The organism is Flavobacterium hauense (assembly GCF_054457175.1).
Window position 1 is genome coordinate 106,222 of sequence record NZ_JBTKVX010000003.1, and the last position, 23,378, is coordinate 129,599.

19 protein-coding genes and 3 tRNA genes are annotated in these 23,378 nt (G+C 39.9%); 18 read left to right on the top strand and 4 right to left on the bottom strand.

Annotated elements, in window-relative coordinates:
- Window positions 1-185 precede the first annotated feature (185 nt).
- From tsaD to ACX0HA_RS02750, 6 genes are all read left to right on the top strand, one after another.
- Entirely contained in the window at window positions 186-1,208 is a 1,023-nt protein-coding gene (gene tsaD / locus ACX0HA_RS02725; protein ID WP_458843740.1) for a tRNA (adenosine(37)-N6)-threonylcarbamoyltransferase complex transferase subunit TsaD, read from the top strand.
- 1 nt (window position 1,209) lies between these two features.
- Window positions 1,210-1,914, top strand: coding sequence for a 16S rRNA (uracil(1498)-N(3))-methyltransferase (locus ACX0HA_RS02730; protein WP_458843741.1), 705 nt, complete (start codon window positions 1,210-1,212; stop codon window positions 1,912-1,914).
- 102 nt (window positions 1,915-2,016) lie between these two features.
- Entirely contained in the window at window positions 2,017-2,376 is a 360-nt protein-coding gene (locus ACX0HA_RS02735; protein ID WP_458843742.1) for a DUF2200 domain-containing protein, read from the top strand.
- Window positions 2,377-2,507: 131 nt separating this feature from the next.
- Window positions 2,508-3,146, top strand: a complete 639-nt coding sequence (locus ACX0HA_RS02740; RefSeq protein WP_458843743.1) for a DUF4159 domain-containing protein — start codon at window positions 2,508-2,510, stop codon at window positions 3,144-3,146.
- A gap of 94 nt (window positions 3,147-3,240) precedes the next feature.
- The gene (locus ACX0HA_RS02745; RefSeq protein ID WP_458843744.1) at window positions 3,241-4,332 is read left to right on the top strand and encodes an AI-2E family transporter; all 1,092 of its coding nucleotides are present in this window, start codon (window positions 3,241-3,243) and stop codon (window positions 4,330-4,332) included.
- Window positions 4,333-4,334: 2 nt separating this feature from the next.
- Window positions 4,335-5,510, top strand: coding sequence for a THUMP-like domain-containing protein (locus ACX0HA_RS02750; protein ID WP_458843745.1), 1,176 nt, complete (start codon window positions 4,335-4,337; stop codon window positions 5,508-5,510).
- Between the two features lie 108 nt (window positions 5,511-5,618).
- On the opposite strand, the gene ACX0HA_RS02755 is transcribed toward ACX0HA_RS02750, so the two are convergent.
- Window positions 5,619-7,034, bottom strand: a complete 1,416-nt coding sequence (locus ACX0HA_RS02755; RefSeq protein WP_458843746.1) for a PQQ-dependent sugar dehydrogenase — start codon at window positions 7,032-7,034, stop codon at window positions 5,619-5,621.
- A 134-nt stretch (window positions 7,035-7,168) separates the two neighbouring features.
- On the opposite strand from ACX0HA_RS02755, the gene ACX0HA_RS02760 reads away from it, so the two are divergent.
- From ACX0HA_RS02760 to ACX0HA_RS02785, 6 genes are all read left to right on the top strand, one after another.
- Window positions 7,169-7,741, top strand: a complete 573-nt coding sequence (locus ACX0HA_RS02760; RefSeq protein ID WP_458843747.1) for a hypothetical protein — start codon at window positions 7,169-7,171, stop codon at window positions 7,739-7,741.
- A 159-nt stretch (window positions 7,742-7,900) separates the two neighbouring features.
- Window positions 7,901-7,984 (top strand) — tRNA-Ser (locus ACX0HA_RS02765).
- Between the two features lie 7 nt (window positions 7,985-7,991).
- Window positions 7,992-8,066 (top strand) — tRNA-Pro (locus ACX0HA_RS02770).
- 30 nt (window positions 8,067-8,096) lie between these two features.
- Window positions 8,097-8,170, top strand: a tRNA-Arg gene (locus tag ACX0HA_RS02775).
- Window positions 8,171-8,798: 628 nt separating this feature from the next.
- The gene (locus tag ACX0HA_RS02780; RefSeq protein ID WP_458843748.1) at window positions 8,799-11,582 is read left to right on the top strand and encodes a hypothetical protein; all 2,784 of its coding nucleotides are present in this window, start codon (window positions 8,799-8,801) and stop codon (window positions 11,580-11,582) included.
- A gap of 256 nt (window positions 11,583-11,838) precedes the next feature.
- Complete coding sequence (locus ACX0HA_RS02785) at window positions 11,839-12,789, top strand: alpha/beta hydrolase (RefSeq protein ID WP_458843749.1); 951 nt, start codon at window positions 11,839-11,841, stop codon at window positions 12,787-12,789.
- Here ACX0HA_RS02785 and ACX0HA_RS02790 read toward each other — a convergent pair.
- Window positions 12,784-13,758, bottom strand: a complete 975-nt coding sequence (locus tag ACX0HA_RS02790; protein WP_458843750.1) for a LysR substrate-binding domain-containing protein — start codon at window positions 13,756-13,758, stop codon at window positions 12,784-12,786. The genes ACX0HA_RS02785 and ACX0HA_RS02790 overlap by 6 nt on opposite strands.
- A 156-nt stretch (window positions 13,759-13,914) precedes the next feature.
- On the opposite strand from ACX0HA_RS02790, the gene ACX0HA_RS02795 reads away from it, so the two are divergent.
- The 6 genes from ACX0HA_RS02795 to ACX0HA_RS02820 all read left to right on the top strand — a co-directional run bounded on the left by ACX0HA_RS02795 (window position 13,915) and on the right by ACX0HA_RS02820 (window position 20,050).
- Complete coding sequence (locus tag ACX0HA_RS02795; RefSeq protein ID WP_458843751.1) at window positions 13,915-14,334, top strand: OsmC family protein; 420 nt, start codon at window positions 13,915-13,917, stop codon at window positions 14,332-14,334.
- A 264-nt stretch (window positions 14,335-14,598) separates the two neighbouring features.
- On the top strand, window positions 14,599-15,591 hold the full coding sequence (gene lpxD, locus ACX0HA_RS02800) for a UDP-3-O-(3-hydroxymyristoyl)glucosamine N-acyltransferase (protein WP_458843752.1): 993 nt from the start codon (window positions 14,599-14,601) through the stop codon (window positions 15,589-15,591).
- Window positions 15,592-15,759: 168 nt separating this feature from the next.
- Entirely contained in the window at window positions 15,760-16,938 is a 1,179-nt protein-coding gene (locus ACX0HA_RS02805) for an acetyl-CoA C-acyltransferase (RefSeq protein WP_458843753.1), read from the top strand.
- A 170-nt stretch (window positions 16,939-17,108) separates the two neighbouring features.
- Window positions 17,109-17,870, top strand: a complete 762-nt coding sequence (locus tag ACX0HA_RS02810; protein WP_458843754.1) for a C40 family peptidase — start codon at window positions 17,109-17,111, stop codon at window positions 17,868-17,870.
- A 160-nt stretch (window positions 17,871-18,030) separates the two neighbouring features.
- Complete coding sequence (locus ACX0HA_RS02815; RefSeq protein WP_458843755.1) at window positions 18,031-18,723, top strand: carboxypeptidase-like regulatory domain-containing protein; 693 nt, start codon at window positions 18,031-18,033, stop codon at window positions 18,721-18,723.
- 91 nt (window positions 18,724-18,814) lie between these two features.
- Complete coding sequence (locus tag ACX0HA_RS02820; protein ID WP_458843756.1) at window positions 18,815-20,050, top strand: glycoside hydrolase family 5 protein; 1,236 nt, start codon at window positions 18,815-18,817, stop codon at window positions 20,048-20,050.
- Window positions 20,051-20,308: 258 nt separating this feature from the next.
- On the opposite strand, the gene dnaK is transcribed toward ACX0HA_RS02820, so the two are convergent.
- Together dnaK and ACX0HA_RS02830 are read right to left on the bottom strand one after the other, a co-directional pair.
- On the bottom strand, window positions 20,309-22,192 hold the full coding sequence (gene dnaK, locus ACX0HA_RS02825; protein WP_458843757.1) for a molecular chaperone DnaK: 1,884 nt from the start codon (window positions 22,190-22,192) through the stop codon (window positions 20,309-20,311).
- A 204-nt stretch (window positions 22,193-22,396) separates the two neighbouring features.
- A complete protein-coding gene (locus ACX0HA_RS02830; RefSeq protein ID WP_458843758.1) occupies window positions 22,397-23,374 on the bottom strand; it encodes an endo alpha-1,4 polygalactosaminidase in 978 nt (325 codons plus the stop codon).
- Window positions 23,375-23,378: the final 4 nt, after the last annotated feature.

Genomic DNA, 23,378 nt, shown 5'->3' on the forward strand with positions numbered 1-23,378 from the left:
TAGCAGAAATACGATAATTCCAACTATCGTCCTGATAAGTATTTTTTTAAATTTTTTGATACTGCTATTTGTTTTAAATTTGTACGCTGGCTGCCATGGCTAATATTCAACAAAAATAGGAATTTTTACAGTTGTTAAATTCGCTTTAAGCCTTTTTTATAATACCAAATTTTGTGCCCAAAATTATGCCGCAAAAACCTACATACATATTATCTATAGAAAGTTCGTGTGACGACACGGCTGCTGCCGTACTTGAGAACGGTAAAGTACTGTCTAATGTTGTTGCCCGTCAGGCAATTCACGAAGAATATGGCGGTGTTGTACCTGAGCTTGCATCCCGTGCACACCAGCAAAATATTGTCCCTGTTATTGATGTCGCACTTAAAAAAGCAAATATCGGTAGGGAGCAGATCAGTGCGGTGGCCTTTACACAGGGGCCTGGACTGATGGGATCGCTGCTTGTGGGCAGTTCCTTTGCAAAATCCATGGCACTGGCTCTGGATGTTCCGCTTATTGCCGTAAACCACATGCAGGCGCACATACTTGCCCATTTCATCGATGAAGAAGGCTTCGACAAACCCGAATTTCCTTTCCTTGCCATGACCATCAGCGGCGGACATACGCAGATCGTAAAAGTGAACAGTTTCTTTGATATGGAAGTAATCGGCGAAACTACAGATGATGCCGTGGGTGAAGCCTATGATAAAAGCGCCAAGATATTGGGGCTGCCTTATCCGGGCGGACCGTTAGTTGATAAATTTGCACAGGAAGGCAATCCAAAAGCATATCCATTTACCAAACCGAAAGTTCCCGGACTTAACTTTAGCTTTAGCGGACTCAAAACCCAGATTTTATATTTCGTACAGAAGAATGTAGCTGAAAATCCTGATTTCATAAAAGAGAACATGAATGACATCTGTGCATCGATACAGCATACCATCATCAATATTCTTATGGATAAGATCAAGCTTGCGGTTAAGGAAACCGGGATCAATAGGGTAGCTATTGGTGGTGGTGTTTCGGCTAACAGTGGCATACGCAGCACATTGAAAGATGCCGAGAAAAAATACGGTTGGAAGACCTTTATCCCTAAATTTGAATACACTACCGATAATGCCGCAATGATAGGCATTGTAGGCTATCATAAATACCTTGAACATCAGTTTAACGATGCTTCAGTAACCTCAAAAGCACGAATAGAATTATAATATGCAACTATTCTTTAACCCCGAAATACAGCCTGATACAATCACTTTTACTTTCGACAAGGAAGAAAGCAGGCATATTGTAAAAGTGCTCCGTAAAAAAGAAGGTGACACCATACATATCTCTAACGGAAATGGGCATCTGTTTACATCAGAGATTATTTTCGCCAGCGAAAAGAAATGCGAAGTAAAAATAACAGGCCATCAGTTCTATGAACCTATGCCCTATTCGCTTCATTTGGCAGTGGCACCAACAAAAATGAACGACCGCTACGAATGGTTCCTTGAAAAAGCAACCGAAATAGGCGTCAGCGAAATCACCCCAATTATCTGTGAGCACAGCGAACGCACTAATTTTAAAGCAGACCGTTTCGAGAAGATAGTACAGAGTGCCGTAAAGCAGTCCCTACAGTTCTATATGCCCAAACTTAACGAGCCCGTGCCCTTCAATACTTTTATAAAAGAGCAGCACGAAGGGCAGCTTTTTATCGCACACTGCGAAGAAACCGAAAAACGCCTGCTTAAAAATACCATCGAACCCAAAACACAGGTTACCATACTTATAGGGCCTGAAGGTGATTTTTCAACCAAAGAGATCAATCTGGCATTGCAGCAAAATTATATTCCGGTATCTTTAGGTAATACCCGCCTGCGTACCGAAACAGCGGCCGTTGTAGCAGCACATAGTGTGGCTTTTGTAAACGAATAGTCAGTTTACGGTCACAGTTTACAGTCGTTCTGTCATTTCGACCGGAATGAAATGGAGTGGAGAAATCTAAGATTTTATTTTATCTAACTGAAATTGTTCAAAATGAATGACAAAAATTACGAAAGAATATTAAAAATGTCCTTTGCGGGTGTGTACCCACATTACATTACCAAAGCAGAGAAAAAAGGACGCACCCAAGCAGAAGTTGACGAAATTATCTTCTGGCTGCTTGGCTATGATGCACAAATGCTCCAGCAACACCTGGACAACAAGACCAATTTTGAAGACTTTTTCACGAAAGCGCCAAAGATCAATCCAAATGCTTCAAAAATAACAGGTATGATCTGCGGATACCGTGTAGAAGATATTGAAAATCCGTTAATGCAGCAGTTCCGATATCTTGATAAGCTGATTGATGAACTGGCGAAAGGAAAAGCTATGGAGAAGATACTGAGGGGATAGAGATATTTGACTTTTACGTTCTGTCATTGCGAATGAAGCGAAGCGGAATGCGGCAATCTTAAAGATTGCTTCGTCCTCCTCAATGACGTAAAAAAGAATATGTTTCCTATATTTACACCACAATCACTATTATGAAAAAACTGCTTTACATACTGCTGCTTGCTCCTGCCCTGCTTAGTGCACAGGAAATCGCAGTACTAAAATACTCTGGTGGTGGCGACTGGTACGGTAACCCTACCTCCCTGCCTAATCTTGCTAAATTCTGCAACCAGAATATCAATACCAGGATAAATCCTAAAACCGCAACGGTAGACCCCGGCAGCGCCGATATCTTTTCCTATCCATTCATTCACATGACAGGGCACGGAAATGTGGTCTTCAGCGATAATGATGTGATAAACCTTAGAAATTACCTTACTTCGGGTGGTTTCCTGCATATTGATGACAACTACGGTATGGATAAATACATCCGCAAGGAGCTTACAAAAGTATTTCCTGATAAAGAACTGGTAGCTGTTCCGGCGAGCCATGCCATTTTTAAAGGGCCATTCTCATTCCCGCAGGGCATCCCGAAGATACACGAGCACGATAACAAGCCGCCACAGGCCTGGGGAATTTTCGTTGAAGGCAGACTGGTGCTACTCTATACCGTTGAAACCGACCTTGGTGACGGTTGGGAAGACCAGGAAGTACATAATGATCCTAAAGAAGTACGCGAAAAAGCCCTTAGAATGGGTGCTAACATAGTAAACTATGCCTTTAATAACTAAAGGCATTTTTTATACCATAAACTCAGATTACTGAAGCAAACCACCCGTTCTTTGTGATTTTTTTTATACATTCGGGATATAAAACCAACTCAACATGCTAACTTCTAAAATTATCGCCAACGGTATTTTGCGTGCTTTGGCCGTTATTGTAGGCTGCTGCCTTTTGCTGTATCTGCTATATCAGGTACAAACAGTACTACTTTACATTTTCATAGCACTAATAGTAAGCATGATAGCTACCCCGATCATTAATTTTCTGGAACGCAAGTGCAAATTTGGGCATACACCGGCTGTGGCTGTTACCCTTGTATTCTTACTATTGCTGCTTATAGGCTTTATCATGCTTTTTGTTCCGCTTATCATTTCGCAAAGCCAAAATTTATCCCTGCTTGATATCAATAAACTCGAACAAGACCTCGAAGAGGTTCTTGTAAATGTAAATACTTATTTATCAGGACACAACATAGACACCCAGAAACTTATAAAACAAGCCGATATCACGTCTAAACTTGACTTTGCTTTTATTCCCAATTTTATCAATTCATTGCTTGGCATACTTAGCGGTTTTGGTATCGGGCTGGCATCAGTCATTTTTATTACCTTCTTTTTCCTTAAAGACAAGGAACTGTTTAAGCGTGGTGTCAGGAAAATACTTCCAGATGCACATGAGGAAAAGATTCTCAATTCAATCCGTAAGACCAATCACATGCTGAGCCGTTATTTCATTGGGCTTATCATTCAGATGTCCTGTCTTTTTGTGTGTTACCTTATAGTATTGCTTATCTTTGGTGTAGAGAATGCATTCATCATTGCATTCATCACAGCATTACTGAATATCATTCCGTACATCGGTCCGTTAATTTCTTCAGTTTTGGTTATTATCCTTACAATGTTGGGTAATATAGGTCCTGAAACACAAGGAGAAATGCTGTCTACCACACTCTATGTTTTCATTGGATATTGTGCTGCTCAATTTATAGATAACAATGTGACATCGCCACTTATCTTTTCGAATAGTGTCAATTCACATCCGCTTGAAATATTTATAGTAATTTTGGCCAGCGGATTTTTATTCGGCATACTGGGAATGATCATAGCGATACCGTTATACACTACTATAAAAGTAGTGGCTAAGGAATTTTTCCCTGATAATCCTGTAGTCAAAATACTTACCAAAGACATATAATTTTGCTTTTAAAGAAATTTTTATCGGAAGAGGTTCAGCAATTCATTAAAGACAATACCGGAAAACCCGTGACGCAGCTTGCCTTGCAGAAAAATCCTTTTCCCGATATGGAATGGACAGAAATCATTGGCCAGATCGCTGCACGTGAAAAGGCTAAAGAAAAGCTGCCTGAGTGGTTTGATACAGATAACATTATCTATCCTTCAAAAATTTCGGTAGAACAGACATCCTCAGAGATTACCGCAAAATATAAGTCGGGATTGATATCGGGCGAAAGCCTCATTGACCTTACCGGTGGTTTTGGCGTAGACGATTATTATTTTTCTAAAAGGCTTAAGCATGTAATGCATTGTGAGCAGGACCTGCACCTATCCTCTATCGCAAAACATAATTTCGAAATGCTTGGCGCTACTAACATAGAATGCATGCCGGGCGACAGCACCGACACACTGGATATCTTAAAAAAGCATTCGGACTGGATATACATTGATCCTTCTCGCCGTAATGATGCCAAAGGCAAAGTCTTTATGCTTAAGGACTGCCTGCCCAATGTACCCGAGCATCTGGACACTTATTTTAAGCACGCACACAACATACTTATCAAAACCGCACCTATACTGGACATTAGTGCTGGATTGGGTGAACTGCATTCGGTTAAGGGTATTCATATAGTTGCCGTAAACAATGAGGTAAAAGAACTGCTTTGGATTCTTGAAAACGGCTTCAGGGGCACACCGGTACTTACTGCCATAAATCTGGTTAAGGATGGTGAAGACATCTTTACCACTTCTTATGAACCGGCAGATGAAGCACCTTACTCATTACCCAAAAAATACCTTTATGAACCCAATGCTGCCATAATGAAATCGGGAGCGTTTGATGCAGTGGCACACCACTACGACATAGGCAAACTTCACAAACACACACAGCTTTACACCTCTGATGAGCTCATTATCTTCGAAGGCAGGCGTTTTGTTATTGATGAGATCGTTCCATACCAAAAAGCAGAAATGAAAACCCTGGAAGGTAAAAAAATGAATGTAACCGTGCGTAACTTTCCGATGGCTGTAGAAGACATCCGTAAGAAATGGAAAATTAAGGATGGTGGTGATACTTATGCCTTCTTTACTACAAATAGTAAAAATGAAAAAGTGGTTTTAGTTTGCACTAAAGCATAAGAGCGAGTTCCTTCAATATTTTTTTGGAAACCTTATTACTAAAAATAAAACCTACAAGGTCGGCAAGACCTTGCAGGTTGTGTATTGTATATGTACAAGCTATAAAAACTATTCAGCAGGCATTAACCTGAACACCGAACCTTTTTTATCCTCAACTGCAACGTAGATATAACCATCAGGTGCCATGCGCACATCACGCAGACGGCCGATATTCTTCAGCAGCTTTTCCTGCCCGGTAATCTTTTTACCATCCAGATAACACAGGTTAAGGTATTTAAAACGAAGCGAACCTACCAGCAAAGCACCTTTCCATGGTTTATACCTGTCTCCCGTTACAAAAGCTGTTCCCGATGGTGCGATTGAAGGCAACCAGTACAACAAAGGTTCCTGAATGCCGGGTGCCGTAGTTTTGTCAGTAATCGTAGTCCCGTTATAATTAATACCATAACTCGTAACAGGCCAACCATAATTTACAGAAGGCGTAATGATATTGATCTCATCGCCTCCCCTTGGGCCATGTTCCGTTTCCCATAATTCGCCTGTCGAAGGATTAATTGCCATTCCCTGAGGGTTTCTGTTACCATAACAATATAGCGATGTTGGCTTGCCCGATTTATCTTTAAATGGGTTATCGGCAGGTATCGACCCATCAGCATTTATCCTGTGTATCTTTCCAAGGGCATTCTCCAGGCTTTGCGGATTTTGTCTTTCGTTACCCCTTTCGCCTACCGATATGAACAGATAATTATCCTTATCAAAAACCAGTCGGCTGCCGTAATGATGCCTTGTTGACGCATACGGCAAGGCTTCGAAAATTATTTTTTGCTCAATCAGCTTATTGCCATCCAGTTTTGCCTGCATGACAGCCGTTGTCGCTTCGTTGCCTTTAGGTTTTGAGTATGAAAAATATACCAATCGGTTTTTTTCATACCTCGGATGCAGTACAATATCCATCAGTCCGCCTTGCCCCTGTGCCATAACATCGGGGACACCTTTAATCTCGGTATTCTTTCTGTTCTTCACCTGATATAGCTTTCCTCCCCTTTCGGTTACCAAAAGGCTGCCATCGGGCAAAAATGCCATACCCCACGGCACAGCAAGGCCTGTAGCGATGGTATCCAGCTTCACAGTAAGCTTATCGCTTTTAAAAATATTCGTTTTAGGTTCATTATCAAAGTCGTATGCAGCCCTGTTTTTTATACCGTTCAGTATATAATCCGCCAATTCTTCGATCTCCGTTTTACTGAATGTTTTCTCAAAAGCAGGCATACCCTCATTATCATAACCTTTGGCTATACCTTTTACGAGATCCGACAAAGTTTTGCCGTGTTTCCAGTCCCTGTCGGTAAAAGCATCCATTTTCTCACCGTGGCAGCTGCTGCAGTAATTCTGGTAGTTTTCCTGAGGCGTTCTTTCCATAATTGCAGCCGGACGAACAGCTTCATATTTTTTTATGTCTTTAGAACAAATGTAAGATACTCCGCAAAAGAGCAGCACTGGCAGTAAGTAAACAGATTTTGGCATAAATGTTATTTTAGATTCAGATGTCGGAATACCAAAGCTATTACATTTTGGATCGTAAAGCATAATCCTTTATGCAAAAAGTAACAGCCTTTACCATTTTGATTATATTTGGCCTCCAATACATTCAAAATTAAATGAAGAAGCTTTTATTATTACTGGTTTTAGGTTTAAGTTTTACTGCCAATGCTCAGAACAAAGACTGCGATTATACGGTTATGAGCAGTGAAGACGGTAAGGAAATTAAATCGACAAAAGAATACCTTATGTATGAAAAGGTATTTGCCGGTACATCCCAATTCATATTCTTTTCACTAAGTAATAACGATGGCATACCTGTGCTGAACTTCCAATTATTGGCAAAAAGTAAAGAATTCCCTAAAGTATATTGTCTTGACAAAGCCTCAAAAATATATATCCAGCTTACAAATGGCAAAATAATTACACTGATAAGCGCAACACAAGATCAGTGCTCGGGGCTTATTTATGACAGTAATGAAAAAAACAATTTAAGGGTTCTTACAGGAAATTTCATGTTTACTTTAGGCTCTCTAGAAGAACTTGAAAAAACTTCGATCTCATTTATCAGGGTAAAATATGTAAATGAAACCGTAGATTATCCTGTAAAATCCGAATTGAACAGTGAAAGCATGAAACAAAAATATGCTCCGGATGCTTATTTTATAAATAACCTTAAGTGCATTCAATAATATTTTAAAAAAATAACAAACACTATAGTCCTGACTGTTAAAGACTTTAAGTAAACGTTATAAAAAAATCAAAAAAACCTTTAAAAATAGTTGCAGATAATAGAATCATCTGCTACATTTGCAACCGCAAAAAGGGTCAAACCTGTTTGTTTTTAAAGAGGAGAGGTGCCGGAGTGGTAACGGAGCAGATTGCTAATCTGTCGACGAGTAATCGTCGCCAGGGTTCGAGTCCCTGTCTCTCCGCTTCTTTCGGGGTGTAGCGTAGCCCGGTCATCGCGCCTGGTTTGGGACCAGGAGGTCGCAGGTTCGAATCCTGCCACCCCGACAAATTACCGGAATATTGATCATTGATCAGGGTCGCGTAGCTCAGCTGGATAGAGCACCTGCCTTCTAAGCAGGCGGTCCCAGGTTCGAATCCTGGCGCGATCACAAAAAAAACCCACTCAAACGAGTGGTTTTTTTTGTACCCAAAAATTGCCATTTCTTGGATCAGTAGCAAAAGTTAGAGATTATGCAAAAAGATTGGATAATGTATAGGAGTCATCTCAAATTATTTGATGGTAAAGTTCTAATTTTATTGTCACATTTCTACCCAACTTTTCAGATTGATCCAGATTGATCCAGTATCACGCTATAGCGTGACGAACCCAGATTCACATTCTTACTGTGTTTTCAGGGATTTCCATGTTTATTACTTGCCATTATATCTTTTTATTTAATTTTACCGATATAAAACGAGAGATTTCAACCCTAACTCATACATTTTCTATACTTAGCAATATTAAAATACCTTTCTGCCCCACAAATATGAACCGATAAACAAAGACAGCTTTCCTTTGGTGGTCAGTACCAGTAATGGGAATACTGTACCAGCTTCGGATGGTGGAATCAGAACTACAAAACCTAACTGTTATAAGCTATGAGTAAGATAAGCGTATCTATGTCATTAACCTGATGTCAAAGCAATACAGCAGAAAAACAAAACCCAGCAGAAAATTTTCGGATTCAACTATAAAATTCAGTACTATTACAGTAAAATTCAGTAAAAATTTTAAGTATGACATTAAATATTAAACCGGTAAATATAGGGGATAATAATTCGTCTTCGGATAACCTTAGTGTGGGTGGCAATATTATAAATGATAATTTCGAACAACTGGCTGATATGGCAAATAATGTAGGCCGTAGAGTATTTCTGGGTTATGTGGAAGCAGACACAGTTATTAATACAATTCTGTTTATAACAAAAATGAATGCCAGAGTAACGGAAATATCTGAAAAAGAAACGCCGGTACTCCTGTATATCAATAAATATGTATTATCCCCTGAAGATGCAGGCTTAAATACAAGCTCGCAAACTACGATGGTACATTCATGCCTTCTGATGTCTGGTGCGGGTAAATATGGTGCTTCTCATACTCCTGTTGATACATCAATGCTGTGGATGCTGCCGGCGCGTAACCTTCTTCCTACAGATCTAACCGAAAACCCTGACATCACTATCGAACCCCTTGTGGTGCCGGAAAGCAAAACCTTTGTTGATGTGGCAAATGAATCGTTGCGATATTGGGAAGACAACGGCAATGAAACGGATTCAAGTAGTATTAAGCAATATTATTTCACTTTTGAAAAAGGTGGCACTTTACTTTTTGCTTTCTTTAAAGGAACTGCCGGAACGTATGGTAACGACGCAACACCATTCACTGAAGAAATGTTCAGTATCACAACACAAAGCGATACCGCTCCTGAGAAAACAAAGCTTTCCGAGTTTATTAATGATGTCCCTTTTGTAGAAGCCGATTTTAATAAAACAATAACCTGTGGTGCCAACGGTGATTATGAAACACTGGAGACTCTTTTTGCTGATGAGCCTGCTGGTAAAACCCTGATATTGCTAACTGATGCCGTAACATATAATGTTGAAAATCCGAAATTTGTTATTAAAGAAGGTTGGATATTAAGGGGACAAGGTATAGGAAAAACAAGAATAGCTCAAACTTTTAATACCACGATTGATCCCGATACTTCGGGATTTCATATCAGACAAACGTGTAAATTAGAGGATTTTGAACTGATTACAATAAACAACGTAACTCCAGGCGGTTTAGGTCAATATGCTTTGCATGCGGATTACTCTACTTATTCGTTTGATGCTGAGATAAACAGATGCTCTTTCAGGACAGTGCTTTCTGCGGATTCTGCGGATTTTAATGATTTTAACGGCCTGGTAGTAGGCATTGGCACTTGGGAAGATCAGAATCTGACTTTTAATCATTGTTTCTTTGAGGGCGCTTATGTTACATATAGTGATAAATACACTTTAAATCTTCATAATAAATACACGGCATCGCCTCATTTGCTGCCTTCGCGCGTACTGTATAATAACTGTTTGCAGATTGGCGGTTACACTACAGTTTTAATCTCAGATGTTTACAGTAACGATGCGGAGCCTAATGAAGACAGGGTTCAGGATTTATATGAGTTTACCAATGGTTATATTTCAAGTTTGTGGCTTAGGTCACATAGCCAGTTGGGTACAATACCAAAAAAGAATGGAATCCTTTATAATTTCACCGGTACAAAAGTTTTTGAATTTTTAAATACGGCTGAAGTTGTAGATACTTCTTTGAGTAATTATACGGTAAAATCGCTACCTGTAACCGAAGATGTTGAGTTTCTTAAAAATATTGGTGCAACGACAATAAATGCAGGCGATTTTGTTTGCTACATATATGATGACAGGCTTCCTGAATATCACCTCACGTCTGAAAAAACCATAAATACCGTGATAGGTATTGAGAAATTAACATCTGTCAATATTAAAAATTTTGCTGGTATAGCTTTGGCAACATCTGCTGCCGGCAACTTCAACCACTTTGCAAAGGGTGCAATTGCTTATACGGCTTTAACGTCGACAAATTTGAATATTGGTGATGTTGTAACTTTTGATAGTACTGGTAATTTAATAAAGGCATGGTTTGGCGGTATAGGCGTTGTGCGTAAAAAAAGCTATGATAACAGACTGGGTATAGAATTAACACCTACGGGAGCGAAATCTAATGTAATTGGTGATGATACACATAGGGGTATTATTGAAGTTGAAGGTAAAGCCGGAACGGTCGGCCCTCCAACAATACGAATGACAGATCATAATTCAGATAGTTACGGTTGGCAAATTACTAACGGGGTTAATCCTAATTCAGGCCCAGGGCCAGATTTAGGGAGATTTGCAATAAGTGATTTGGCTGTTGGCGTAGAAAGGTTTGGCATTTCTAAAGATGGGGCTGCTAAAGTTAGCGGGAGAAGTTTCTATGTCCAAAATTTAGATTATGATTCCGATCCTTATACTATGATTTATGTTGGTTCACTATCGAAGCCCGGGTATTTTAAAATGGTAAATGCTTTCAATGCTGGTAACGGATTTGAGATATTTCAGAATCCAGTTTCGGGTGTTACAAGTATCAATCCAAACTCAACGACATTGGCTGTTACAATTCAGGCTGACGGAAGGCTGACGTCGGAGAAAGCGCCATTAAATCCAAAAGATGTGGTGAGGCTTGGTGATGTGCAAACGGTTATCAGGCACACTGAAACAATTGATTTCCCTGACCCAGGCGACCATGCTACAAGTTTTGTATCGTTTCCTGTAACCGGTGCAGCTGTTGGTGATGAAGTATCGATAATTCCGCCTATTGGGATTATCTCTCCCGGACCTCTGGAAAACCTGGTGTTTACAGCATACGTTTCTGCAACCGATGAAGTGACAGCCAAATGCCATAACATGTATGTTGCAGCTATGAGTGTTTCAAACGCGACATTTAAATTCATAATCCGAAAATAATATGCCGACGTGTTAAAGTAATGACGTATACAATATTTGTTTTCCTACACATTGATACCGATGACGCTGGCTTTAGTAGGTAAAGGCCTGGTCTATAATTTCAAGCCGTTGGTGGATACCATCCTACGTATCTTGGTAGTAGCTGGCGCGATCACAAAAAAAACCACTCGATTGAGTGGTTTTTTTTTGCCTAAAAATTGCCACGCGTTTTGTAAGATGATTTGTATATTTTTATCTTAGCAGCAAAACACACCCCATGGCAGCAAATAGAAATATAAAATTCACAAGGAGGCTATTAAGAGGCATACTGGTGCTTTTTATTCTGATGAATATCATTGCCATCTTCCATTCCTATAAATTCACGCATTTCTCGGATAAGGTCACCGAAAAGACCGATGCCAATACACTTACAACAGCACAGAAAGCTAGTGTTTTATTTTTTGGAATTGATAATCCGCGTCCGGTAAATAGCAGCAGACCATCACAAGCTTATAAAACTGTAAGACTTAAAAGCAATAGAACCATTGAATGCTGGAGTATACAAACACCAAATGCTAAAGGAACAGTTATCCTTTTTCATGGCTATGGCGGCGATAAATCAAAAATGATCGACAAGTCAGATGAATTTATTGCATTGGGCTTTAATACCCTATTAGTCGATTTCATGGGATCAGGAAACTCAGAAGGCAATACAACCACCATAGGCTATTTTGAAGCACAGGAAGTCAAATCATGTTATGATTATATTGTAAAGAGTGGAGAGAAGAACATACACCTGTTTGGGACATCAATGGGTGCCGCTGCAATATTAAAAGCACTTAACGATTACAAGATATCTCCAACATCAATAATCATCGAATGTCCGTTTGGTACGATGTACAAAACAGTATGTGCCAGGTTCAGGGTTATGGGTGCTCCCGCGATTCCTATGGCAGGGCTGCTTGTATTTTGGGGAGGTATGCAAAACGGTTTTTGGGCGTTTAACCATAATCCTGAAGACTACGCAAAGAAAGTCAAATGTCCCGTACTGCTGATGTATGGCGAAAAAGACAACCGTGTAAGCCGTGAAGAGATTGACAATATTTACAGTAACCTTAAAGGCACAAAGAAACTGGTAACTTTTCCATTAGCAGGACATGAGAACTACCTGAACAACTATAAAAGTGAATGGACAACCTCAGTAAAGGGTTTTGTTTCCGGTTTATAAATATCCCGCTGTTGCATTTATAAAATATGGAGAATCGTTCCAGCGTATCTTTCTGTAACTATGATTCTCTTTCAACGTATCAGGCAGGCAGCTCCAGATGGTCTGGCTCATTTTTTCAAGAAGCAGCTTTCGTGAAAAGGTATCAGCCGTCACTAAGCTTATCTCTCTTACCGGTTTAGGGTCTTTAAACTGCTTAAACAATGTATTCTCCTTTTCATTAGCAATAGAAAGCTCCGGTATTATCGCAAAACCAAGCTCTGCGCGAACAAGGTTCTTAAGTGTTTCTATCGAATTGATATCATAATCAAACTGGCTGTCGGCTTTTATTTTATCATCAGTCATTTCGCAGATATCCAGCATCTGCGCATTATAACAGTATTCATTCTCTAACAGCAGTATATTGGGTTTATCACTGATATTCAATTCATAATACTCCTCTCCCGCCATGGGATGCGTTTCATTTAAAAAAGCTATAAATGGTTCGTTGAATACAGGATATTCCCTCAAACCGGGAAAGCCTGTAGGTGTAGCCATCATCGCAATATCGATCTCACCATTTTGCAATCCATGTAATAACTGGCCTGTACCCGTTTCTTTTATCGTAAAATGCATATCAGGAACTACATCCTTCATAGCCTTTATAAATTGCGGAATAAGATAGGGTGACAACGTATTGATAACCCCGAGTGTTACTTCTCCCTGAAGGTCGTTTTTCTGGCTTACCACAAAATTACGGATGGTATCGGCCTCATGAAGCACTTTTTTGGCACGGGCAATGATCTCTGTTCCCAACAGCGTAGGTTTCAAAGGCACTTTGGTACGATCAAATATCTTTATTCCTATCTCCTCTTCCAAATTTTTAAGCTGAATAGTAAGCCCGGGTTGTGTAACCATACAAACCTCTGCCGCTTTGGCAAAATGCCTGTGTTCATCTAATGCTATTATATATCTAAGTTGTTGCAATGTCATGATTATAAAATTATTTTATAAAGGTAAAAAATTATTAATTTGATTTATACATAGAACTAAAATAACTTTGTCCTATCAAAATGAATATCAAAACCTAACAAGGTTTACTAATAAACTGAGTACATTTAAATACAAAAAACTTAAAATCAAATTATCATGAAATTTACAAGAAAAGCAAACGCAAACTGGCAAGGAACAGGAATGGAAGGAACAGGAAAGATCTCTACTGAGAGCACCACCTTAAACAATGCACAACTATCATTCAAAACACGTTTTGCTGATGGCGTTGGTACTAACCCCGAAGAACTTATTGCAGCTGCACACTCAGGCTGTTATACAATGCAGTTAAGCTTCCTTCTTAACGAAGCAGGCTTTACAGCAGATAATCTTGACACTGAAGCTCAGGTTACTTTTGAAGACGGTACTATTACCAAAATCCACCTGAAACTTGAAGCTAACGTTCCGGGAATCACTGAACAGGATTTTCAGACTGCTGCCCAAAAAGCAAAAGAGATATGTCCGGTATCTAAACTACTGAAAGCTGAAATCACATTATCTGCTACATTGGTAGGCTAATAATTCAAACAAACACGACTGCATAAGCCCCGCCCTAAAGCGGGGCTTATTGTTTTTATAAACCATTTAAATTCAAGCACTAAATCTGTTACGGCACGGGGTTTGCATTACTATATAACCAACATGACCTATTTTGATATAAAAATGCATTTATAGGACTGCATAGTATTTTATTTCTATATTTACCCCCGACTATTGAAAAGTATGCATTTTATTGGGCATATTCTTTAATAAGTTTCAAACAAACATTTATACATCTACATTATGAAATCGTATTCTGTTAAGGAAATTAGCGAACTGCTGAATGGAGAATTAGTGGGCTCTACCAGCAACCAGATTTTATCGCCAGAGCAACTTGAGCTTGCAGGCAACGACCAGATTTCCTTTATTGGAAATAAGAAATATGAGAAGCTTTGGGCTGACTCAAAAGCTTCTGTAGCGGTTGTAAATACCGATATAGGTATAGAACCCGGAGAGAATAGAGCTTTTATAAAAGTAAACAATGCCGACCTGGCAATGTCGAAGGTACTTGAGTTGTTCGCTCCTGCCCCTCCGGTATTTGAGCAGGCAATACATCCTACAGCAGTAGTTCATGAAACAGCTGTTATTGGTGAAGGTTCAAAAATAGGTGCCGGTTGTTATGTAGGCCCTAACGTAAAAATAGGCAACAACACCATACTTTATCCTAACGTTACTGTTTTAGACGAATGTACTATAGGAAACGGCACAACCATTTGGTCAGGCGCCGTAGTAAGAGAACGTTGTCATATAGGTTCGTACTGTATCATCCATCCTAATGCAACCATTGGTGCAGATGGTTTTGGTTTCAGACCGTGTCCGCAGCAGGGACTGGCAAAAATACCTCAGATCGGTAATGTCATCATAGGCAATGCTGTTGAGATAGGTGCCAATGCATGTGTAGACCGCGGTAAATTCAGTTCTACTATTGTTGGTGATGGCTGTAAGATCGATAACCTTGTACAAATAGGACATAACAGTGTGTTGGGCAGATTCTGTATCATGGCCGGAAACAGCGGACTTGCAGGCTCTGTAACCCTTGGCGATGGTGTTATCATTGGTGGAAGCGCTTCGATAAAAGACCATAGCACTATCGGCAGCGGTGCTACAGTAGGTGCAGGATCAGGCGTTACAGGCGATATCCCTGCAGGTAAAGTATATTTGGGCTACCCTGCTGTTGAAGCAAGAACCGCATTAAAACAATGGGCAATCCTTAAAAGAATGGCTGAAGCTAAATAATAAGCTCCAAATAGATATAGACCCCTGCCCAAAACGCAGGGGTTTCTTTTTTATACAGAACAATATTCAACAAACCTGCTTTTTTTACAACAATTTTTAAACAGTTTGTTTTTATCTGAGCTTTAATTCATTAATTTCGCAACTTCAACAAACAAAAGATTATACGTCATGAATAAAAAAGTAGTAATCGTTTCGGCTGTACGTACTCCTATCGGAAGCTTTATGGGTGCATTATCAACTGTTACGGCTTCTCAGCTTGGAGCTGCTGCCATTAAGGGAGCACTTGAAAAAATAAACTTAGATCCTAAACATGTAGACGAAGTAATAATGGGTAACGTAGTGCAGGCAGGTGTTGGACAGGCTCCGGCAAGGCAGGCATCCCGTTTTGCAGGACTTCCTGACTCAGTTATCGCTACGACTGTAAATAAAGTATGTGCTTCAGGTATGAAAGCGGTTATGCAGGCTGCCCAGGCTATCCAGCTTGGCGATGCTGATGTAATCGTTGCCGGTGGTATGGAGAACATGAGCCTTATCCCTCACTATGTTCAAATGAGAACAGGTGCTAAATTTGGCCCTGCTACTATGGTTGACGGACTCCAGAAAGACGGACTTACAGATGCTTACGACAACACTGCAATGGGTGTTAGCGCTGATGCAACTGCCGCTGAATATAAAATTACACGTGAAGAGCAGGACAACTTTGCAATCGAATCGTACACGCGCTCAGCTAATGCATGGGATGCAGGTAAATTTGACAACGAAATCGTTCCTGTAGCTGTTCCTCAGCGTAAAGGTGACCCAATCATGGTTACTAAAGATGAGGAGTATACTAACGTAAGACTTGACAAAATCCCTTCGTTAAACGCTGTATTCACAAAAGATGGTACAGTTACTGCTGCTAACGCTTCTACTATTAATGACGGTGCTGCTGCACTTGTTATCATGAGTGAAGAAAAAGCAAACGAACTTGGCCTTAAGCCTCTTGCTTACATTAAAGGTTATGCAGATGCAGAACAGGAGCCAAAATGGTTTACTACTGCTCCTGCAAAAGCGCTTCCGAAAGCACTTGACAAAGCAGGTATCTCTAAAGATGATGTTGATTTCTTCGAATTCAACGAGGCATTCTCTGTAGTAGGTCTTGCTAACTGCAAAATATTAGGTCTTGATGCTACTAAAGTAAACGTAAACGGTGGAGCAGTATCTCTTGGACACCCTCTGGGATGTTCAGGTGCAAGGATCATTGTTACGCTTATGAACGTACTTGAGCAAAATAACGCTAAAACAGGAGCTGCAGCTATCTGTAATGGTGGCGGTGGTGCTTCTGCTATTGTTATTGAGCGCGCTTAATTAAAATATTGTTACTAAAAAGTTGTTATTAACTTAGGTGAAAACAGCTTTCAGCATATAACGCTGCTTCAGATTTTACTGCTATATTTGTGGTATCTGTAAGCAGCGTTTTTCTTTTAGCTACTGCAGTAATAGTCAATACACAATAAAAAATAAGTCAATTAAGAAGGATGTTCGGTATATGTAATCTTGCCATTGTGCCCCTACGTTTAGAACCAAGCGACAGAAGCGAAATGACAACGCAGGTGTTGTTTGGTGAGCATTTTAAAATATTGGAGCAAACCGAAAAATGGTCGCGTATAGAGCTGGCTTTTGATGGCTATAACGGCTGGATCGACAATAAGCAATACCGACTGATCAGCGAAGCCGATTACCACATCCTGAGCAACAGCGCTGTTGTGCTTAATGGCGACCTTATTGAGTACCTTACCACACCGGACAATCAGCTGTTATCCATACCACTAGGTTCGTCCCTTAACTTTCTTGACCATCATTCTATTAATACCGATAACTTCTTGTTTGAAGGGCTTAAAGTATCCGGGGTAACAAGCAAACAGCAACTGATTCAAACCGCTTTCATGTACCTGAACGCACCCTATTTATGGGGAGGAAAAACACCTTTCGGAATAGACTGTTCAGGATTTACACAAATGGTATATAAACTGAATGGCTATTCGCTGTTGCGCGATGCCTCACAACAAGCCACACAGGGCGAAGCCTTAAGCTTTATCGAAGAAAGTGAGCCCGGTGACCTTGCATTCTTTGATAATGAAGAAGGCCGTATCATTCACGTGGGTATTATAATGGAAGATAACTATATCATCCACGGGCATGGCAAAGTGCGCATTGACCGTCTTGATCATTTAGGTATTTATAATACCGATACCAAAAGGCATTCTCATAAACTAAGGGTTATCAAAAAAATCATATAACGTAAAGCAGGTTTAAGCCTGCTTTTTTTATTTATATTAGTGAGCATAAAATATAAATGCCAACTGACCCAACCTTTAGACCAATTATAGCATCATATAGTATATGAAGAAGCCAATCCAGATATCCATCCCTACCCCATGCCATGAAAACTGGGATGCAATGACTCCTGAAGCCAAAGGACGTTTTTGCGCTTCATGCCAAAAGACAGTATTTGACTTTACAAACTCATCTGACAGGGAAATTGCTACTATACTAAAAAACACAGAAAATGCCTGTGGAAGGTTCAGGACAACACAACTTGAAAGGGATTTGGTTGTACCAAAAGAAAAATCTACTATATGGATAGCAGCCAGTGCAGCAATAGTTAGTTTTCTGACGATTGGAAATCATACTATTTCTGCGCAAACACCAGTAAATACTGAACAGCGTGTTACTGAAACTGACGATATAATTGGCAAGGTTGCTCCTCCACAAAAACGTATAATCACTGGTACAGTTGTAGATTCAGAGCAATTCCCAATCTCTGGAGCGGATGTAATCATTAAAGGAACCGGAAAAGGTGTAAAAACTGATATTGATGGTAAATTTTCAATTGATACTAAAAAAAATGATATTTTGGAAGTATCATATGTTAGTATGATAAAACAAGACATTGTGATAAATAATGATTCTAATATTTTAATTAAACTAATTGATGAAATTCAAAAAGATATAGTTGTTGAGCCTTATCACAGAAGCACCGAACAAACTGGTACGATTGGAGCAATAACAACTATTACAACCACAACATACACACAAAAACGCACATTCTTCGGACGTGTTTTTCATTTTATAGGCAATTGGTTTAGGTAATATGGAGATTATCGCATTAATCTCCTATACACTACCTCAACAACTGCAAATCGCTTACTGTATTCTTTATCTTTAGGGGTAAATTACCATCATGATGATAAACAAAATTACCGCTTCCCTCCTGCTTATAGCTCTTATTTCAGTGAACCATTCATTTGCACAAAACAAAAGCAAGTTTGTAAAAACAAATGGCAAACAAATTATTGAACCCAACGGGAAACCCATCCTGCTTAAAGGCACAAACCTTGGCAACTGGCTCGTACCCGAAGGCTATATGTTCAAAACCGGTAAAGTTGCCGCTCCCCGACAAATTGACCAGCTCTTTCAGGAAATGATTGGCCCTGACAGTACCGCTGCCTTTTGGAATAAATACCTTGACAACTACATTACCCATGAAGATATTAAATACCTGAAACGAACAGGCTCAAACCACCTTCGCCTGCCTTTTCATTATAAACTATTCACCAATGACCTGTATATGGGTAAACGCAATGCCGGTTTTGAATACTTTGACCGTGTTATAGAATGGTGCCGTCAGGAAAACCTGTATGTACTTTTAGACATGCATTGCGCTCCGGGTGGACAGACCGGCGACAACATCGATGACAGCTATGGTTATCCGTGGCTGTACTACAGCAAAACAGCGCAGGACGAAATGAGCGCTATCTGGATAAAAATCGCTAAACGCTATAAGAACGATCCGATAATTTTAGGTTATGACGTAATCAACGAGCCTTTTGCACATTATTTTGCCAAAGAGATACCTGATTACAACCACAGGCTTTTTATGGTCTACGAACGAATAGTAAAAGACATACGATCGGTTGATAAGAAACATACAATTTACCTGAATGGCTCTATGTGGGCAGGTGACTTTGGTGTGTTTGAACGCATACTGGATGACAATGTGGTGTATGAATTCCATAAATACTGGTTTGATATCAATCAGGAGTCAGTGCAAAAGTACCTTGACTTTAGCAATAAGCATAATGTGCCGATCTACATTGGTGAAACCGGAGAGAATACCGATGAATGGGTTATGGATTTCAGGAAACTGCTTGACCAGAATAAGATCAACTGGGCATTTTGGCCGTACAAGAAAATGGACAACACTAAAGGTATTATGAACTTCAAGCAACCGGATGACTATGCGTTAATAACAAAGTATGCCGAAAGCGACCGGAGTTCGTTTGAGAAGATCCGTGAGAATATGCCCGACAGGATTAAAGTTCAAAAGGCATTGAATCAATACTTAGAGAATTGCCTTTATAAGAACAACTTCCAGAACAAAGAATATATTCAAGGATTAGGATTTACTGTGGAGTAGATTTGTTGTCGGTTGATGGTTTATAGTTGTCCGCTTTGTCATTCTGACGAAGGAAGAATCTCTACACATTACGCATCTCTATCCTGAGATTTTTCGACTGCGCTGCACTGCGCTCAAAATGACAAAATAATCAATGCGAAATACATAAGAGTGAAGCTTCTCCCTCTCCTTTGGAGAGGGTTGAGGTGAGGCCTAAAACAAAAACGCCGCACAATGTGCGGCGTTTTCTACTATCTCAAATCTATATTGCTATAGAAATTATTTTACTTCTTCGAAGTCAACGTCCTGAACGTTGTCTCCTTCTGCCTGAGCAGCTTCAGGTTGTCCCTGAGCACCTGCATCACCTTGCTTGTACATCTCTTCAGAAGCATTTTTCCATGCTTCGTTAATTTGGTCAAGTGCCGGTTGGATAGCGTCAACATCTTTAGCTTCATAAGCCATTTTCAGTTGAGTAAGTGCCATTCCGATAGTGTCTTTGTTTCCTTGTGACAATTTATCGCCAAACTCAGTAAGTTGTTTCTCCGTTTGGAAGATCATAGCGTCAGCTTCGTTAAGTTTCTCAACGCGCTCTCTTGTGATCTTGTCAGCATCAGCATTAGCTTCAGCTTCTTTACGCATTCTGTCAATTTCTTCAGCAGTTAAGCCTGAAGAAGCCTCAATACGGATATCATGTGTTTTTCCTGTTCCTTTGTCAGTAGCCGATACTTTGATGATACCATTGGCATCAATGTCAAAAGTAACTTCAATCTGCGGAATACCTCTTTGTGCAGGTGGAATTCCGTCAAGGTGGAAACGACCGATAGTTTTGTTATCTGTAGCCATTGGTCTTTCTCCCTGTAGTACATGAATCTCAACAGATGGCTGATTGTCAGCTGCAGTAGAGAATACCTGAGATTTTTTAGTAGGGATAGTAGTGTTAGCCTCAATTAGTTTAGTTAACACACCGCCCATAGTCTCGATACCAAGAGAAAGTGGCGTTACGTCAAGAAGCAATACATCTTTAACATCTCCTGAAAGTACACCACCCTGGATAGCAGCACCAATTGCCACAACCTCATCAGGGTTAACACCTTTAGAAGGTTTTTTGTTGAAGAATTTCTCTACTTCTTCCTGGATACGTGGTATACGTGTAGAACCACCTACAAGGATAACCTCATCGATGTCAGATATAGAAAGACCTGCATCTTTAAGAGCCTTAGCTACCGGCTGCATAGAACGTTTTACAAGTTCGTCAGCAAGTTGCTCAAATTTAGCTCTTGTTAATGTTTTAACTAAGTGTTTTGGTCCTGAAGCCGTAGCAGTTACGTATGGCAGGTTTATTTCTGTTTGTGTAGAAGACGAAAGCTCAACTTTAGCTTTTTCAGCAGCTTCTTTCAGACGCTGAAGTGCCATTGGGTCTTTACGAAGATCTACACCTTCTTCACTGTTGAATTCATTAGCTAACCAATCTATGATTACCTGGTCAAAGTCATCTCCACCAAGGTGAGTGTCACCATTCGTAGAAAGTACTTCAAATACACCGTCACCTAACTCAAGGATAGAGATATCGAATGTACCACCACCTAGGTCATATACAGCAATTTTTTGGTCAACACCTGTTTTGTCAAGCCCGTAAGCAAGAGCAGCAGCAGTTGGCTCGTTGATGATCCTTCTAACTTTAAGACCTGCAATCTCACCAGCCTCTTTAGTAGCCTGACGCTGCGCATCGTTAAAGTATGCAGGAACAGTAATAACCGCTTCGGTTACTGTTTGCCCAAGATAATCTTCGGCAGTTTTTTTCATTTTCTGCAATGTCATCGCCGAAAGTTCTTGTGGAGTATAAAGACGTCCATCGATATCAACGCGTGGTGTATCGTTGTCACCTTTAACTACACTGTATGGTACATTACCAGCTTCTTTTGAACTTTCAGTGTATTTATTACCCATGAAACGTTTGATAGAAGCGATGGTTTTTGTGGGATTGGTCACTGCCTGTCTTTTAGCAGGATCTCCAACTTTGATCTCTCCGCCTTCAACAAATGCAATTACTGACGGGGTTGTTCTTTTTCCTTCAGCATTAGGAATAACTACCGGTTCGTTACCTTCCATTACGGAAACACACGAGTTGGTTGTTCCTAAGTCAATTCCGATTATTTTACTCATCTTCTTTCTTTTTATTATTTTGTTTTGATTCTTATTTATTCAAGTGGACGTTTTACATTAGACAATCATTGTGCCAATTAAAAGAATGACACAACAATATGACAAGATGACATTTGAATTAAAATCAGAATCAGATAAGTAAAGAATATTTGACAGTTGTATGTCAGCAGTAAACTGACATGCATTGCCGAATCTGTTTTTTTATTACTCGAAAAACTCAAAAGCATCTATGATATCGAGATAAACTCCGTCAAATCCTGCAGATGTAATCTTGTTCAGGTATGAATTGTTGTTCTTGTAGATGATGCCCTGCCAGTCTTGATTCCAGTATTTCACTTTAAAATTCCCGGGCCAGTCAGGGTTTTCGGCAGCAATCCATTCAGGTTTATTACTACTGTTCCATGAAGACTGCCAGTAATACCTGTAATCCTCAGCCTCCCCTATCGACATATAACAAATTACCAAACGTTTTCCACCGTTAGCTTTATTACGCAATTGAGTGATTTCAGCAGCTGTAAAAATTTCATCATTTAAAAACAGGTCTATGATAACTGCATCATAATTGGTTGCGGTTAAAGCATTTATAAAGTCTGCTTTAGAAGCAAAGTTTTCGGGATTTATGAGATACAAAAAGTTTTTAGCCTGTGAAAGCGTTGTAATCGCAGTAGCGTTCACATTGTTAGGTTCTGTTGCGGGAACCACATTAAGGCTACGCTCAGGTGCGGCAAAAGACACATACCCAAATCCGTTATTAGCAGCATAAGAGTGAGTAATATGTGATGGTGTTGAGCAATAGTCTGTTGCCAAAATAGTATTGCCGGCATTCTTGGATATATCCAGAAAACCCTTCAGATAAGATGTCACATCAGCAGGTGTTGTAACATCGTCATTGTCATAGCCATATAAAAAATCCTCCTGACCATTTCCATCTATAGCATCAAGATAAGCAGTATGAGGTGCGCCACCGGCTTCCCCTGTTATGGAAACTAACTCAATACCATTTTGGGGTATGACAATAAATCCGGGATGTATACCTTTCCCTTTTTGGCTAATGCCAATGACCAATTCACGCATATCCTGCTTAAAGTCACGATTTTCATTATTATTGTTATCTGAATCTGAATCGCTGTTGTCACATCCTGTAAATACTGCCAGCATAAATAGAAAAATCACTGCTCTCATAAAA

Bases quoted from the DNA above. Each gene is read 5' to 3' on its own strand.
- ACX0HA_RS02755 (WP_458843746.1), bottom strand. From the start codon at position 7,034: ATGCCAAAATCTGTTTACTTACTGCCAGTGCTGCTCTTTTGCGGAGTA.
- ACX0HA_RS02815 (WP_458843755.1), top strand. From the start codon at position 18,031: ATGACTCCTGAAGCCAAAGGACGTTTTTGCGCTTCATGCCAAAAGACA.
- ACX0HA_RS02795 (WP_458843751.1), top strand. From the start codon at position 13,915: ATGAAATTTACAAGAAAAGCAAACGCAAACTGGCAAGGAACAGGAATG.
- ACX0HA_RS02730 (WP_458843741.1), top strand. From the start codon at position 1,210: ATGCAACTATTCTTTAACCCCGAAATACAGCCTGATACAATCACTTTT.
- ACX0HA_RS02735 (WP_458843742.1), top strand. From the start codon at position 2,017: ATGAATGACAAAAATTACGAAAGAATATTAAAAATGTCCTTTGCGGGT.
- tsaD (WP_458843740.1), top strand. From the start codon at position 186: ATGCCGCAAAAACCTACATACATATTATCTATAGAAAGTTCGTGTGAC.
- ACX0HA_RS02820 (WP_458843756.1), top strand. From the start codon at position 18,815: ATGATGATAAACAAAATTACCGCTTCCCTCCTGCTTATAGCTCTTATT.
- dnaK (WP_458843757.1), bottom strand. From the start codon at position 22,192: ATGAGTAAAATAATCGGAATTGACTTAGGAACAACCAACTCGTGTGTT.
- ACX0HA_RS02740 (WP_458843743.1), top strand. From the start codon at position 2,508: ATGAAAAAACTGCTTTACATACTGCTGCTTGCTCCTGCCCTGCTTAGT.
- ACX0HA_RS02790 (WP_458843750.1), bottom strand. From the start codon at position 13,758: ATGACATTGCAACAACTTAGATATATAATAGCATTAGATGAACACAGG.
- lpxD (WP_458843752.1), top strand. From the start codon at position 14,599: ATGAAATCGTATTCTGTTAAGGAAATTAGCGAACTGCTGAATGGAGAA.
- ACX0HA_RS02830 (WP_458843758.1), bottom strand. From the start codon at position 23,374: ATGAGAGCAGTGATTTTTCTATTTATGCTGGCAGTATTTACAGGATGT.
- ACX0HA_RS02785 (WP_458843749.1), top strand. From the start codon at position 11,839: ATGGCAGCAAATAGAAATATAAAATTCACAAGGAGGCTATTAAGAGGC.
- ACX0HA_RS02745 (WP_458843744.1), top strand. From the start codon at position 3,241: ATGCTAACTTCTAAAATTATCGCCAACGGTATTTTGCGTGCTTTGGCC.
- ACX0HA_RS02810 (WP_458843754.1), top strand. From the start codon at position 17,109: ATGTTCGGTATATGTAATCTTGCCATTGTGCCCCTACGTTTAGAACCA.
- ACX0HA_RS02760 (WP_458843747.1), top strand. From the start codon at position 7,169: ATGAAGAAGCTTTTATTATTACTGGTTTTAGGTTTAAGTTTTACTGCC.
- ACX0HA_RS02805 (WP_458843753.1), top strand. From the start codon at position 15,760: ATGAATAAAAAAGTAGTAATCGTTTCGGCTGTACGTACTCCTATCGGA.
- ACX0HA_RS02780 (WP_458843748.1), top strand. From the start codon at position 8,799: ATGACATTAAATATTAAACCGGTAAATATAGGGGATAATAATTCGTCT.